The organism is Brevundimonas alba (assembly GCF_011927945.1).
Taxonomy (GTDB): domain Bacteria; phylum Pseudomonadota; class Alphaproteobacteria; order Caulobacterales; family Caulobacteraceae; genus Brevundimonas; species Brevundimonas alba.
Window position 1 is genome coordinate 1,594,292 of sequence record NZ_JAATJM010000001.1, and the last position, 13,543, is coordinate 1,607,834.

Genomic DNA, 13,543 nt, shown 5'->3' on the forward strand with positions numbered 1-13,543 from the left:
GTCAGTCGACCTTGACCCCGGCGCTCACGGCCGCGTTCGGATCCGGCGCCGGACCCGTCATCGGGAGGTCGCCATTGGCCCGCGCCATCTTGATCCACCGCCGTGCGCCCGCGAGGCTCGGGTGGTCGTCGTCGTAGTACATCGACTGGTTGTCGATGATCGAGCGGCACTGCACCTCGTCGCAGAAGGCCGGCGTCGGATCGACGAGGTTCACGCCGGGCAGGCTGTCCAGCCGTCGCAGCACGGGCAGGATGCGTGCGTTGCGGGCGCGGTAGAACTCCATGCTAGCGCCGGTGATCCGGTCCGGATCGCTGCGGTCGCTGGCGAAGATATACCGCTCCACGTGGGTCGGCAGTTCCGGGATCGGCATCACGACATGCACCCGCTTCCCGGCGGCGCTGAGCCGGCGGACGGTTTCGCTGAAGCTGTCGATGTAGATCTGGCGGGCCTGTTCCGCGGAAACGCCCTTGAGGAAGACCGGCATCTCGTTCGGCACGCGCGGATAGCTGCGGGTCTGGTCGCCGAACATGTGGAAGCTGTGGCGGAAGACGACCACCACGTCGGTGATCTCCGGCGCCCGCTCGAGGAAGGCCACCGACTGTCGCATCCATTCGCTGCAGCCCGGATTGGTCGATTCATAGGTCAGCGCCGCCTGGCAGGCGGAATAGGTGAGATGCAGGACGCCTTCGCCGGCGGGCCTCAGTTCCTCGGCCAGGACGTAGGCGGTCTCGACGCCGTGACTGTCGCCCAGCACGGCCCAGTGCACCTTGTCGGTGAAGTAGCGGCAGGCGCTTTCAGGCGGCTTCGGATTCAGGCGGTCGGCGTGGCACTCGACCCGTTTGAGGCTGAACCCGGCGGTGGCGTTCAAGGCCAGGGTCTCGCGGTCGAAGCGGTTCGGGAAACCCATGGCGAAATGCCCCGCGACGCCGCCCGCGACCAGCACGCCCGAGAGGATGAAGAACAGGATGTAGATCCGCAGACGGCTGATCCGCCGACGATCCCGGAACGGCTGCTCGACGAACCGCCAGGACAGATAGGCCAGCACGAAGGTCGCGGCGATCAGGATGGCGTAGATGAAGGGGCCGCGCTCGGTCAGTCCATAGACCCGCGACAGGGCGTACAACGGCTGATGCCAGAGGTAGGCGCTGTAGGAGAGCAGGCCGACGCCCACCATCGGTCCGCTGGCCAGAACACGCCCGACGATCGATGTCCGGCTGCTGGTGAGGATCAGCGCCGCCGTGCCGAGAACCGGGATCGCGGCCACCGCGCCGGGGAAGGCGGTGGTGCTGTCGAACATGAAGATAGAGACGAGGACGGCCGCCGCTCCGGTCAGCTCGATCGCGGGCCGAACGCCCCGGACCTTGTCCAGACTAGCCAGCCACGGCCGCTGGTACATGGCGACGAAGACGCCGGCGATCAGCTCCCAGGCCCGCATCGGCGTGAGGAAGAAGGCGGCCAGCGGATGGTCACGGGTGACGTAGACGCAGGCCGCGAACGAGACCGCGAATACCGCCGCCATCAGCCACGGCAGCCACCGCTTGCGGGGTCCGGCGGCGATGAGAACGAGGAAGGGGAAGAAGACGTAATACTGCTCCTCGACCGCGAGGCTCCACATGTGGACCAGCGGGAACAGCTCGGCGTCGCCGCCGAAATAGCCGCTCTTGAACCAGAAGAAGAGGTTGGCCGCGAAGGCCGTGGTGGCGACGACGCTCTGGGTGAACGTCTGCATCTGCTCCGGCGGCAGGATGAACCAGGACCCCACCGAGGTCGCGAGCAACACGACGAACAGGGCGGGGAAGATGCGCCGTATGCGCCGCTCGTAGAAGCCGACGAAGGTGAACCGCTTCTGGTCCATCTCGCGCAGGATGATCGACGAGATCAGATAGCCGCTGATCACGAAGAACACATCGACGCCGATGTAGCCGCCGGTGGCGAGCCCGAGGTTCGTGTGGAACAGGATGACGGCGACGACCGCCACCGCCCTCAACCCGTCGACCTCCGGCCTGTAGCCGTCCGCGCCCCCCGCTGAAGTCATCGAGCTATGCTTTCCTTCGCGCGGGACTGCCGGCCGCCGGCGGCGTCTGGACACGTATCGTGCGAGACAGGACCAGGGTCAGCACCATCCAGAAATGGGTGACCAGTCCGTTCGAGAAGCCGATGGGCGTGCCGATCGTGCTGAAGGCAATGCCGAGCGTGACGAAGGGGACCGCCAGCAGCCATCTGGGATCCACGCCTTGTTTGACCCTGCGGTACACCAGCCCGGTCAGCCATCCCCAGCCGCCAGAGACCAGCAGGCCGAAGAATTTCAGATCGACGTAAAGCGCGCCGAAGGCCGAGGGCAGGAAGCCGTAGACGTTGATCGCGCCCAGATGGGAGTAGCCGTCCGCCACGAACTGTCCGTTCAGGCGGCGCATCAGCGCCGAGATGAGGTCGATGCCATAGACGCCGAGGAGGGCCGGTCCGTCGTAGGTGCTGAACACCGCGTTCGACATGACGTAGCCCTGGATCCAGTACCAGACGAACACGAAGACCATGTAGGTCGCGTCAGGCCCGAGCAGGGAGAAGAACACGTCGGACCCGCGTCCGTTGAAGTTGACGCCCCACTGGCCGCCGGCGACCCCGAACATCGCGTCAATCCCGCCGGCTACGTCGGCGCGAGCGGAGAAGACCTGGACGAAGTAGACCAGCATCGCCAGACCCAGCACGCCGATGGCGGCCTTGGCCGGCGCGTTCAGCCGGAAAGGCGTCTTCGACCGCAGGGTCGGGCGGGGCATGCCGGGCCTCCAGCCGGCCGGCGGCGCTGGCCGTCGCGTCGCCGCGGGCTTGGGCGGGAACAGCTGTCGGCGCAGGGCGAAGCCGTAGACCAGCATCAGCAGGGCATAGAACAGCGGCGCCCGGCCGCCCATGGCGAGGGACGCGAGCGCGACCGGCAGAAGGCCGAAGACGCCGATCTTCCACGGCACCGGGCGGAGCCGGAACGCCACCTCGCGCACGATGTAGACGTAGCCGGCCGGGTAGGTGACGAACGCCAGCTGGAACCAGATCGTACTGTCCGAGCCGCGACCGGCCATCAGGTCGCCAGCCCGGTCCGAACGGATTTCGTAGGAGGCGGCCAGATCGAAGACGTTGCGGCCCGCCGTGTCGGCCAGAGCGGCCAGAATGGCGATCGACGCCGCCAGCATGAGAGCCCGGTCCGCCAGTCTGAAATCGACCGTGGTTCCGGGCGGCAGGGGCCTCTGCGCCATCGGGAGACTGGCGCTCAGGGCTCCGGCGCAGAAAACGGCGATGAAAAGCGCCAGGATCATGAACCCGTACAGGGTCATGAACCGGTTCTCGAGCTGGAACGGCAGGATGTAGAACAGGCCCATGCAGGCCGCCCACACCATCACCATCAGGACGGCGGGATGAAACCTCACGTCAGGATCCCTGTATGGGCGGGCGCGCCCGGCGCGGGCCCCGTCATCCGATCACGCAGGTGATGACGCGGCGCTCACCCTCGACGACCATGCCGCCGCGGTGAATCCCCTTGGTGTCGAACAGGACGATGGAGCCCTTCGGGGCCTTGATGGCCCACAGACCGGCGTTGATGCGCTCACTGAGCGGCGACGCCGGCGTGAGGTCGTTGCCGAACGCCCCCTTCTGCCGCAGCTTCTTCGGCAGGGCGGCGAACCGTTCGCGCGCGACGGGATCGGTCGCGCCGAGGCCATTGCTGTCGTTGGTCTCGCAGATCAGGTCGTCCACGCGCGAGATACGCATCCGGTTCGAGCCCAGCACATAGCTGAACGGTCCGTTCCGCTCGCCGACGTCGCTCAGATAGATGATCGCCTTCAGGTCGCCGCCCGAGGCGTCGCGGTGGCAGTAGGCGGTGGCCGGTAGCTGGTCGGCGGCCACGTCCGGGAAGATGTCGCGCCAGAAGCTGTCGCTGACGTCGTTGATCTGCGGATTGACGTCGATCAGGCGGGCCGGGCGGCCGAGATAGGCTCCCGACGCCGCCATGACGCCGGACTCCTGCAAGGCGGTCTCGATGGCGTCGAACAGTGTGCGCGCCCGGGCGCGGCTGGCTTGGGCGCGGGATTCCTCGAACTCCCGCTTGCCGTTGGACTGGCCCCGGCGCGCGGCCAGTTCCTCAAACAGCGGAGCGGCGGCCTCTTCCAGGGTGGCCGTCTTGGCGGGTGGCATGGTGACGACCATGCAGCCCAAGCTGTCCATGGCGCCCGCGGCGGAGGCGGGAGCCGCCGTCGCATGGCGCTTGCGCATCGCTCCCGCGGTCGCGTTCGACAGGGCGGCGCCGACGAAGCGCAGGCGACCGCGCGGCGATCTGTCATCGCGCACGTCGTAGGGGATCATCTCGTAGCGTATCACCCGCTTCAGCAGCAGTTTCGCCAGCGCGGCCGTGAAGATGACGCTCGCCTTGATCCGGGCGCCGAGGGCGGGCCGGGCCAGAAAGTCGCGATAGGCGTCGTGAGCCTCGTACCGCACCAGGTCGGGCGACCACTGGATCTCGTCCATCGGCCGGACATCGGGTCCGGGTTCAACGATCGCGTAGCCGGGCGACATCATCGGACTGGCCTGTCTGACTGCGGAAGGCGGCGCGAAAACACCAGGGATCGGGGCGGCCCCCCGGAGGTTGTCCTATCGAAGCTCACCCCGTAGGGTCAAGCACAGCTCGGGCCGGAGCCGCTTATCGCAGCGGCGATCCCTCGTGATTTCCTCCGCCCGGCGGCAACTCGCGCCGGTGCCAGTCCTCGCCATCGGGGCCAAGCTGCCTGAGACGCTGACCGAGCCGGCGTCCCAGTTCGGCGGCGGCGGGGTTCGGATCGGACGGATCGAACTTCTGGAACGAGAAGAAGTCGGCATCGAAACTGCCCTGCAGCAGATGCGCGATGGTCCGGCCCTGACGGGCGCGCAGATCGGCGGGCTCGCCGGTCAGGTCGAGGCGTTCAGGCAGCGCCGCGAGGTCATCCCACGAGCGCAGCACGATGAAGTCGTCGTCCGACCCGACATAATAGGCCTCGCAGACGACCGAGCGATTGCCCAGAAGCCCGGCCTGCAGACCCAGGGTGCCCGTCGCCGTTACGCTGACGCCGCACATCGCCAGAACGGCGTTGCCGCTGACCTCATAAGGCACGATCACCACGTTCGGCAGGCTTCTGAGCGCCTCGATCAGCTCCGTCTGGCGGAAGCCGAACTGAAGCGGGTGGTCCTTGACCACGACGACGTAGCCCGCAGCGGTCAGGCCCCGCGCGAGTTCGACCAGAGCGTCCTCGTGCCGGACCAGATCGAGGTCGTCGAGCCAGTAGTCGATGGAGGCTTCCGGCAGCAGCTGAAGGCCAAAGAAGACCCGGCGATCGCGCGGGAAAGCTTCGATCCGCGCCTGCCAGTCGGCGTCGATCATGCCGACGATGCGCATGTCGCGCCATTTCGCCTTGTGGCCGAGGCTCGGCTGGGCGTCGAGGTAGTGGAGGTTGAGCGGATCGTTGACCAGCCAGGACCAGACCTTGAAGTACAGCGCCCTCAGCCGGAAATACCCCAAGGTCTTGATGAAGCGCATCGGGGTGTAGGCGGCCTGCCCCTGGACATAGCTCGGCGTGAACAACGGGTCGGCGATCTCGCGGATTCGCGCCTCGACCAGCGCCGGTTCGGGCTGCGCTTTGGCCGTGATCAGCCGGCCCCGGTGCATCAGCATGCACATGTCCGGCAGCGGGCTGGCGGTCAGTTCGTAATAGGGAACGCCGTGGGCGCGTGCCCGACGGGCCAGCACGTCCGAGACGTAACTGTCGATCGGGAAGCCCAGCGCCACGACCGGCCGAACCTCCTCCAAAACCCTCTCCATCGCCTCGGCCATGGCCAGCGCCATGGCGGCGGCCCGGGCCTTCGGCAGCCAGCGCAGTACCCGGCAGCGCGCGATGACGTCCGCTACATCGGCTTCGCTCAGCAGGGGGGAGGCCGTCGCCTTGTCACGCCGAAGTCTGCGATAGGCGCGATAGAAGTCGTTGGTCACCCACCGGTCGCCGCAGCCTCGCCGGTCTGTCAGCACCACGGCCTCGTCGTAGCCGAGCGCATCGCCGACAGCCTTCCACCAGCCTTCCATCCGGTGGATCGAATAGATCAGCGCGCGCGCCGTCATGCGGAGCCTTCCCCCTTTTTCGCGACCGTCCCGTCCCGGGCCTCCAGCCAGTCGGCGGTGCGGCGAACCCCTTCTTCCATCGACACCACGGGCAGCCCGGCGATGCTGTCGATCGGCGCGGTGTCATAGACGTATTCGGCCATCATGTTCGAGAGCCGCTTGCTGGTCAGCGGCGCGCGCAGACCGATCATGGCCATGCCGTCGCCTATCAGACCGAGGGCGCGGGCAACCGGCTCCGGCAGGGCGGCGATGCGCCGGCCGAAGCGGGCGGCGAAACTGTCCGACCAGGCCCTGAGGTCGATCGGCGGACTGTCGGCCAGATAGAAGGTGCGGCCATGAACCGTCTCCGCCGGCGCGACGCCGAGCGCCTCCAGCTGGGAGGCGAGGGTCTCGATGTAGGAATAGGACTTCAGCCGCGGCTTGCGGCCGACATGGAAATAGACGCCCCGCCGGATCAGCCGCAGCACGCCGAGATAGTGCTCGCTCATGCCCGGCCCCCAGATTGTCGTCGAGCGCACGATGACCCACGTCCGGCCGGCGCCCTCGTCTGCCCGCACCAGCTTCTCGCCCTCGACCTTGCTGGCGCCGTAGCCGCCCTCGGGATCGTAGTCCGTGTCCGTTTTGGGGGTGCGCCCCGGCCGGTTGACCAGTTGCGACGACATCCAGATCACGCGCGAGACGGACGGCGCTTCGGCCACGGCGTCGAGCAGGTTCCGGACGCCCTCGATGTTGACGGCATAGCCCCCCTTGGGCGCGCCCTTGAGGTCTGTCTCGGCGGCGAGGTTGTAGATGACTTCGGGCTGGAAGCCGGCAAGCGCCTCCCGGAGAGACGCGGGGTTCAGCAGGTCGCCCTGCAGGGTGTCGGGCGCGGCCCTCCGGCTGAACCCGCGCACCTCGTGGCCGGTCGAGACCAGCCGCGCCATCAGGGCCTTGCCCACGAAGCCGCTGCTGCCCGTGATCAGAACCCTCATGCCGCTGCTCCCGCGCTGCGCCGCTCGGCAACCGCCACGCTGCGGGCGACCAGCGCCAGATAAAGGCCGGAGGTGACGACGCCGGCAGAGGCCGCGCCATAGACCCCGAACCGCCAGGTCAGAAGCCCCAGCAGCACGCCGCCGACGACGAAGGCGATCGCCTGCTGGCGCAGCACGTCAGCCTCGCGATGGCGAGCGTTCAGGATCAGGGCGTGGAAGTCGGCGGCGGCCCTCAGCATGAAGCCGGCCAGCATCACCGCCATGAGCAGCAGGCTGAGGTGGAACCGCTCGGCATAGGCGCCGCCCGTCAGCAGGTTCGCCAGCCAGGCCGCGCCCAACAGCAGCGGCGTCCCGATCAGCGTCTTGCCGTACTCACGCAGCACGCGGCCGCGGATGTGGGCGATGTCCTGCGTCTTGGCCTCGGCGAAGATGGCGGGCGTGATGCGGTTGAACGAGACGACGTTGAACGCCTGATAGGCCAGCGACACCAGCAGCGTATGGCGGAAATACAGGCCGACCTGGTCCAGGCTCATCAGCGCCCCTACGGCGAGGCGGTCGTACTGCAGGATCAGGATGGCGATCAGGCCGAGCATGAAATGCGTCGCCGACGCCCGGTGCTGGCCCAGAATATCGTCAGCGAACCGGAACGGGCGGGTGCGGGGTTCGGCCTGCCTCAGCTTTGCCCACATGACACCTAGCGCGGCGGTGCACATGACCGCGCCGATGGCCCAGATCTCCAGCGCGAACTCCAGATCGAAGCCCTCCCGCGACAGCAGGGCGCGATACAGGACGATCATCAGAAGCACGATGTTCTTGACCGTGACCACCAGCAGCAGCGGGTAGTAGCGCGGGGAGATCAGGGCGTACTGATAGGCCTGATTGGACAGGTGCTCGCCGACAACGATCAGAACCGCGAGGCCCAGCAGATCCCAGCTGGCGTGCGTCAGCAAGGCGGCCGAGACGAGGAAGACCGGGATCATCAGCAGCCAGTTGAAGGCGAAGAACCCGAGAGCCGAGGTCACCGCCCTGTCGAACACCGGATGCGGCTCGCCCGCCGTGCGGCGCTGGATGTCGATGTGCCGCTCGAAATTGAACGCGAAGGCGAACAGGGTCACCAGGGTGACGAACAGGCCGAACTGGCCCGCCTGGGCGATGGGCAATCCATAGGTCGCGGCCAGTACGAATCCGGCGCGCGCGGCGACGTCCGTCAGTTTGACGACGACGAGGTAGAGGTCGCGTCGGCGCTGGTCGTCGATCACCAGGCGGTCCATCCGCCATCGACCACCAGAACGTGGCCCGTGACATAGCTCGAGGCGTCTGTGGCGAGGAACATCAGCGGCGGGACCATCTCGCCCGCCTCGGCCATTCGTCCCATGGGCACGCGCGCGGAATAGCGCTCGCTGAACTCGGAGTTCTGGCCGCTGGAGACGCCGCCCGGGACGATGCAGTTCACCCGGATGCCGCGGTCGGCCCAGTAGGTCGCCAGCCATTTGGTGAAGCCCACGACCGCGGCCTTGGACGCCGAATAGACGGCCGGGGTGTTGATCGGTCCGCCGAGGTAGGAGGAGCCTTCGTAGATGCGATTGTCCGGTCCGAGCAGTCCGTAGATCGACGAGGTCTGGATGATGCGGCCCTTGATCTCGCCGGCCACCATCACCTTGCCGACGGCCTGGGCCATCAGGAACATGCCGTCGATATTGACCGACATGATCTCCCGCCAGGTGTCGATGCTGTAGTCCTCGAACGGAGCCATGCAGGCCCGCACGTCCGCCGTCTTGGTCGCGGCGTTGTTGACGAGGATGTCGATCCGCCCAAACCGCTCGACGACCGCGTCGACGCACGCCTTGACCGACGCAGGGTCAGAGACGTCGCAGGCGAAACCCTGAGCCTGGGGGCCGATCGCCGCTGCGGCTTCGGCGGCGGCTTCGGCGAACAAATCGACCACCGCGACCTGCGCGCCGCCGTCGGCCAGTCCCTGGCAGAAGCGGCGTCCGAGGATGCCCGCGCCGCCTGTGACCAGCGCAACCTGCCCGTCCAGTCGGAGGCCCTCGCCCATCAGTTATGGGTCCGGAAAACGGGCTTGATCACGTGGTCGTCCTTGTAGCGCTCGATGCCTTCGTTGAGGGCGGCGGCGCAGACCTTGAGCGCGCCATCCAGCGCCTCCAGCGTCATCTGCAACTCGGTCTCGCCATGCGCCTGACAGGTTCCAAGCCAAGGCATCATGACCCCGCGCCGGATCATTTCCTGCGACAGCAGCGTCCGCAGCGGCAACGACGGCTGACCGTCCCGGTCCCGCGTCACATAGTTCATCAGAATCTCGGGGCCTTCGGTGGTGAAATGGTCCTGCATGCCGTTGGCGGCCGCGACCTCCGTGAAACCGGCCTTCAGCTTGCGGCCATAGGCCCAGAGGCCGCGCGGCACGTCCTCTTCCGCGTTGATCCGCGTCGCCTCGACGAAGGCGCCCAGCGCGGGCATTTCGCCCCCGTGCGTGGTGGACAGCAGGAAGGTCCGCTCCATACCGGGGCGGTCGGTCGAGCCGACCTGCATGTATTCGCGCCGGCCGACCACCGCCGCGAGGGCGAAGCCGTTGGCCATGGCCTTGCCGAAGGTGGCGATGTCGGGCTCGATCCCGAACAGCTCCGCCGCGCCCTTCAGATGCCAGCGGAAGCCGGTGATCATCTCGTCGAGAATGAACAGGGCGCCGTCGCCGTGGGCGATCGCCTTGACCTGATGCAGGAAGTTGCCCGCGTGGCCTGCGGCGTCCGGATCGGGGCCCGGAGCCAGTCCCGGCTCGCCGTTCGGGCCGCACGGGATCAGATGCGTAGCCGGTTCCATCATGACCGCGGCGATCTCACCGGGGTGGGCGTCGAAATGCGCCTGCAGCGAGCCGATGTCGTTGTAATCGAACAGCAAGGTCGAGGCGGCGTGGTCGGGCAGGGTGCCGCGCTTGATCGCCGTCGAGCCGATGAACCAGTCGTCGAACGAGAAGAACGGATGCTGGCGCGGGATGCAGACGTAGCGCCGCCCGGTGTAGGCGCGCGCGATCTTCACCGCCGCCGTCGTGGCGTTCGACCCGTTCTTGGCGAATTTGACCATTTCCGCATAGGGGATGACGTCGCAGATCAGCTCCGCGGCCTCCAGCTCGATGGCCGAGGCGCGGGTCAGGTTCACGCCGTTCTCGATCTCCCGGATCGCGGCGGCGTTCACACGGTCGTCGGCATAGCCGATCGAGATGGCTCTCAGCGCCATGCCGTAGTCGAGATAGCGGTTGTCGTGGGTGTCCCAGACATAGGCGCCCTTGCCGCGCACCAGCACCGGCGGCGCATTGGTCGGGAACTGGTCGTCGCCGCGCGAATAGGTGTGCGCCCCGCCCGGAATGACCTGGTGCAGCCGCTTGCGGAGTGCGGCGAAGTCGGCGGCCGCGTTCGAGCCGGAGTGGATGTCGTCGGGCATCGGAAAGTCTGGTCCTTACACGCGCCAGAGGGGGAAGCTGGCGTCCTGACGCCGAAGCGTCGCAGTCTTGGGATTACCGATATACAGGGTGTGGTCCGGCAGGTCGCGGTCCAGCACGAGGGATTCCGCGGCGATCTGGCAATGGTCGCCGACGGTGCAGTTTCCCAGCACCGCGCTGCCCGGCCGCAGCGTCACGTGCCGGCCCAGCGTCGGATAGACGTCGCGGTTGGAGCCGATGCCGCAGCGCTGGTAGGCGACGAAATAGTCGCTGTAGGTTCCGCGCCCCAGCACCGTCCCCAGCGGATGAACCAGCAGGAAGATCGACGGCAGCTCGACCTCGTGGAAGGCGTCGATCCCGTGCAGGGCCTTGTTCAGCAGGAACAGCTTGGAGCAGGCGGCGGCGGGACCGCCCTGGCGGTACAGCTCGTTCGACAGCAGGTACAGCCACATGGCGTACTGATCGCCGTGCAGGTGTCTGAACACCGCGCTCTCGCCGTCGAAGAAATACTTGTTGTCGACGTGGACGAAGCAATGCTCCAGCCGGGGCAGGGCTCCCTCGACGGCGGGCATAAGGACATCGGCCTCGACGGGATCGCCGTCAGGGAACATGCCGTTCACCTGCGCCGCGGCGTAGGCGGCCAGACCGGCGGCGTCGAGGCTGGAGCGGACCCTGAGCGTCATGCGGACGTCTCCGCCGCCGGGCTGCGCCCGCGGAAAAGACGCCAGAGGCCGATCACGGGCGTCGCCTGCTGCCAGAGCCAGGCTTCGGGGAGACGCTCGGCGACGAGCCCGTAGACCAGCGGCTGGTCGCCGCGCGCGACAGAGGTGCCGAACATATGGTCCCAGATCGACAGGACGCCCCCGTAGTTCCGGTCCAAATGCGGCTCCAGCGAGGAGTGGTGAACCTCGTGGAACGACGGCGACACGAAGATGCGATCCAGCGGTCCGAACGACCACCCGCTGTCGGAGTGGATGACCAGCTGGTGAAACTGCAGGACGGCGGCCAAGGCGACCGGCAGGGCCGCGTCGACCTGCATCATGGCGGCCGGAACGGCCATGATGGCAAAGGCCACGATCCGGTCGATGACCGTCGCGCGGAAAGTGGTCATGACGTTCAGATTGACCTGCGAATGGTGGGTCTTGTGGAACTGCCAGACGATCCGGCTCTCGTGCTGCAACCGGTGCCACCAGTAGACGCAGAAGTCCGTCACCACGAACAGGATGGTCAGCTGCGCCCACACCGGCAGCTGGGCGAGCGCCGTGACCTCCAGCCAGGGCGCCCAGACCTGCAGGCCGCGGGTGATGAACAGTCCCACCGGCAGGATGACGGCGAACTGGATGAGGTGCAGAAACTCTAGAACAGCGTAGACGGCGTCCACCCGCACCGACCGGCTCCAGTACCGCGAGACCAGGTCCCGCCGGCGCAGCAGATCGATGGTCAGGCCCAGCAGGAGGGCGGCGACGAACTGGCCGTAGAACCACTGCTCGGCGGCCAGATTGCGCGAAAGGCTGTCCACGATCGCTATGGCGGCGCTCGCCGGATCGGCGAGGGCGCGGGCCGGATCGATGGACAGCAGGCCGCTCACGAGCGGCTGCCCTTCTGGCTGCGCACGTTGACGCCGTTGGTGCTTAGATAGGTCCGCACCTTGATCGGGCTGTGATCGGTGAAGATGAACATCGACGAGATGGTGATCGCCGAAGCCCCGGCGTCCAGCGCCTTCTTGCAGTCGTCCAGACTGCCCGCGCCGCTCGACGCGATCAGCGGGATGTCCAGCGTGTCCGACAGGGCGGCGATCATGTCGAGGTCGTAGCCGTCCATCATCCCGTCCCGGTCGATGGAGGTCATCAGGATCTCGCCGGCGTGGAGGTCTTGCATGCGCAGGGCGAACTCCACCGGATCGTGACTGGTCTGCAGGGTGCCGCCATGTCCGTGGACGCGCTTCTTGCCGAACTCGTCGGCCTTGTAGTCAACCGAGACGACGATGCACTGGTCGCCGAAACGCGAAGCCGCCTGGGTGATGAAGGCCGGATCGTCGATGGCGGCGGAGTTGATGCTGACCTTGTCAGCGCCGCTCTTCAGCAGGGCCTCGATATGGCTGAGCGTCCGCACGCCGCCGCCCGCCGTGAGCGGAACGAACACCTCCTCGGCGACGCGTTCGATGATGTTGCCGGTGACCACGCGGGTCTCGCGGGTCGCGTCGATGTCGACGAAGATCAGTTCGTCCACGCCGTAGGAGTCATAGACCTTTGCGGTCGAGACCGGGTTGCCGGCCTCGCGCTGATCGTCGTGAAACCGGCGCATCTTCACCAGACGGCCGCCGCGGATCAGGAATTTCGGGATGATCCGTTTCTTGAGCATCAGAAGTCGTGCGCCAGCCAGTTCTGCAGCAACTGCAGTCCGTTGTCCTGGCTCTTTTCCGGATGGAACTGGGTCGCCACCAGATTGCCGCGCCGCACCGCCGCGGTGACGGTCCCACCGTGGTCGGTCGTGCCCACCCGGTCCGCCGGATCGGCGCAGACCATGTGGAAGGAGTGGACGAAATAGTAGTCGCTCTCGCCCGACGGCAGGCCCTTGAACAGCCATTCGTCCGGCGCGAACGAGACGGCGTTCCAGCCCACGTGCGGCACCTTGGCGGGCGGCGCGACCTCCAGCGGCTGGATCTCGGCGTCGAGCCAGCCGAGCCCTTGGTGCGTGCCGTGCTCGTGGCTGACGCGGGCGAACAGCTGCATGCCCAGGCAGACGCCGAGCACCGGCTTCTTCACCTCCAGCGCCAGCCGGTCCAGCACCGGCTTCAGCCCCTTGGCGTCGATGGCCTTCATGGCGTCGCCGAACGCGCCGACGCCGGGCAATACGAGCCGGTCGGCCGCCTCCAGCTCGTCGAAGTCGGCGGTCACGACCGCGTCCTCGCCGATGTATTCGAAGGCGTTCATCAGTGAACGGACATTGCCCATGCCGTAGTCGATGATGGCGATGGTCATCAGGCGGCGATCC

Annotated in this window: 12 protein-coding genes; all 12 read right to left on the bottom strand. The window is 67.2% G+C overall.

Translation table 11 applies throughout. The features are described 5' to 3' along the window. Position 1: 1 nt before the first annotated feature. Entirely contained in the window at positions 2-2,035 is a 2,034-nt protein-coding gene (locus GGQ87_RS07850; RefSeq protein ID WP_168046272.1) for an acyltransferase family protein, read from the bottom strand. Positions 2,036-2,039: 4 nt separating this feature from the next. Further along, entirely contained in the window at positions 2,040-3,416 is a 1,377-nt protein-coding gene (locus GGQ87_RS07855) for a hypothetical protein (RefSeq protein WP_168046274.1), read from the bottom strand. 43 nt (positions 3,417-3,459) lie between these two features. Continuing rightward, positions 3,460-4,509 carry a hypothetical protein gene (locus GGQ87_RS07860; RefSeq protein WP_209282416.1) on the bottom strand — a complete coding sequence of 350 codons (1,050 nt, stop codon included), beginning with the start codon at positions 4,507-4,509 and terminating at the stop codon, positions 3,460-3,462. 172 nt (positions 4,510-4,681) lie between these two features. Continuing rightward, entirely contained in the window at positions 4,682-6,127 is a 1,446-nt protein-coding gene (locus GGQ87_RS07865) for a hypothetical protein (protein WP_168046278.1), read from the bottom strand. Further along, a complete protein-coding gene (locus GGQ87_RS07870; protein ID WP_168046280.1) occupies positions 6,124-7,098 on the bottom strand; it encodes an NAD-dependent epimerase/dehydratase family protein in 975 nt (324 codons plus the stop codon). The genes GGQ87_RS07865 and GGQ87_RS07870 overlap by 4 nt, the downstream gene beginning before the upstream one ends. Then, on the bottom strand, positions 7,095-8,369 hold the full coding sequence (locus GGQ87_RS07875; protein ID WP_168046299.1) for a lipopolysaccharide biosynthesis protein: 1,275 nt from the start codon (positions 8,367-8,369) through the stop codon (positions 7,095-7,097). The genes GGQ87_RS07870 and GGQ87_RS07875 overlap by 4 nt, the downstream gene beginning before the upstream one ends. Then, positions 8,354-9,154, bottom strand: a complete 801-nt coding sequence (locus GGQ87_RS07880) for an SDR family oxidoreductase (protein ID WP_168046301.1) — start codon at positions 9,152-9,154, stop codon at positions 8,354-8,356. Before GGQ87_RS07880 ends, GGQ87_RS07875 begins: the two co-directional genes overlap by 16 nt. Next, positions 9,154-10,551 (bottom strand): glutamate-1-semialdehyde 2,1-aminomutase, encoded by a 1,398-nt coding sequence (locus GGQ87_RS07885; protein WP_168046303.1) that lies wholly within the window; start codon positions 10,549-10,551, stop codon positions 9,154-9,156. Before GGQ87_RS07885 ends, GGQ87_RS07880 begins: the two co-directional genes overlap by 1 nt. A gap of 15 nt (positions 10,552-10,566) precedes the next feature. Beyond that, positions 10,567-11,232, bottom strand: coding sequence for an LbetaH domain-containing protein (locus GGQ87_RS07890; protein WP_168046305.1), 666 nt, complete (start codon positions 11,230-11,232; stop codon positions 10,567-10,569). Further along, the gene (locus tag GGQ87_RS07895; RefSeq protein WP_168046307.1) at positions 11,229-12,137 is read right to left on the bottom strand and encodes a sterol desaturase family protein; all 909 of its coding nucleotides are present in this window, start codon (positions 12,135-12,137) and stop codon (positions 11,229-11,231) included. Before GGQ87_RS07895 ends, GGQ87_RS07890 begins: the two co-directional genes overlap by 4 nt. Next, positions 12,134-12,910, bottom strand: a complete 777-nt coding sequence (gene hisF / locus GGQ87_RS07900) for an imidazole glycerol phosphate synthase subunit HisF (protein ID WP_168046309.1) — start codon at positions 12,908-12,910, stop codon at positions 12,134-12,136. Before hisF ends, GGQ87_RS07895 begins: the two co-directional genes overlap by 4 nt. After that, the gene (gene hisH / locus GGQ87_RS07905) at positions 12,910-13,530 is read right to left on the bottom strand and encodes an imidazole glycerol phosphate synthase subunit HisH (protein ID WP_168046310.1); all 621 of its coding nucleotides are present in this window, start codon (positions 13,528-13,530) and stop codon (positions 12,910-12,912) included. Before hisH ends, hisF begins: the two co-directional genes overlap by 1 nt. Positions 13,531-13,543: the final 13 nt, after the last annotated feature.

What these genes read in the sequence shown, in the direction of transcription:
- GGQ87_RS07850 (WP_168046272.1), bottom strand. Translation starts at nt 2,035, where the DNA reads ATGACTTCAGCGGGGGGCGCGGACGGCTACAGGCCGGAGGTCGACGGG.
- GGQ87_RS07860 (WP_209282416.1), bottom strand. Translation starts at nt 4,509, where the DNA reads ATGGACGAGATCCAGTGGTCGCCCGACCTGGTGCGGTACGAGGCTCAC.
- GGQ87_RS07865 (WP_168046278.1), bottom strand. Translation starts at nt 6,127, where the DNA reads ATGACGGCGCGCGCGCTGATCTATTCGATCCACCGGATGGAAGGCTGG.
- GGQ87_RS07870 (WP_168046280.1), bottom strand. Translation starts at nt 7,098, where the DNA reads ATGAGGGTTCTGATCACGGGCAGCAGCGGCTTCGTGGGCAAGGCCCTG.
- GGQ87_RS07875 (WP_168046299.1), bottom strand. Translation starts at nt 8,369, where the DNA reads ATGGACCGCCTGGTGATCGACGACCAGCGCCGACGCGACCTCTACCTC.
- GGQ87_RS07880 (WP_168046301.1), bottom strand. Translation starts at nt 9,154, where the DNA reads ATGGGCGAGGGCCTCCGACTGGACGGGCAGGTTGCGCTGGTCACAGGC.
- GGQ87_RS07885 (WP_168046303.1), bottom strand. Translation starts at nt 10,551, where the DNA reads ATGCCCGACGACATCCACTCCGGCTCGAACGCGGCCGCCGACTTCGCC.
- GGQ87_RS07890 (WP_168046305.1), bottom strand. Translation starts at nt 11,232, where the DNA reads ATGACGCTCAGGGTCCGCTCCAGCCTCGACGCCGCCGGTCTGGCCGCC.
- hisF (WP_168046309.1), bottom strand. Translation starts at nt 12,910, where the DNA reads ATGCTCAAGAAACGGATCATCCCGAAATTCCTGATCCGCGGCGGCCGT.
- hisH (WP_168046310.1), bottom strand. Translation starts at nt 13,530, where the DNA reads ATGACCATCGCCATCATCGACTACGGCATGGGCAATGTCCGTTCACTG.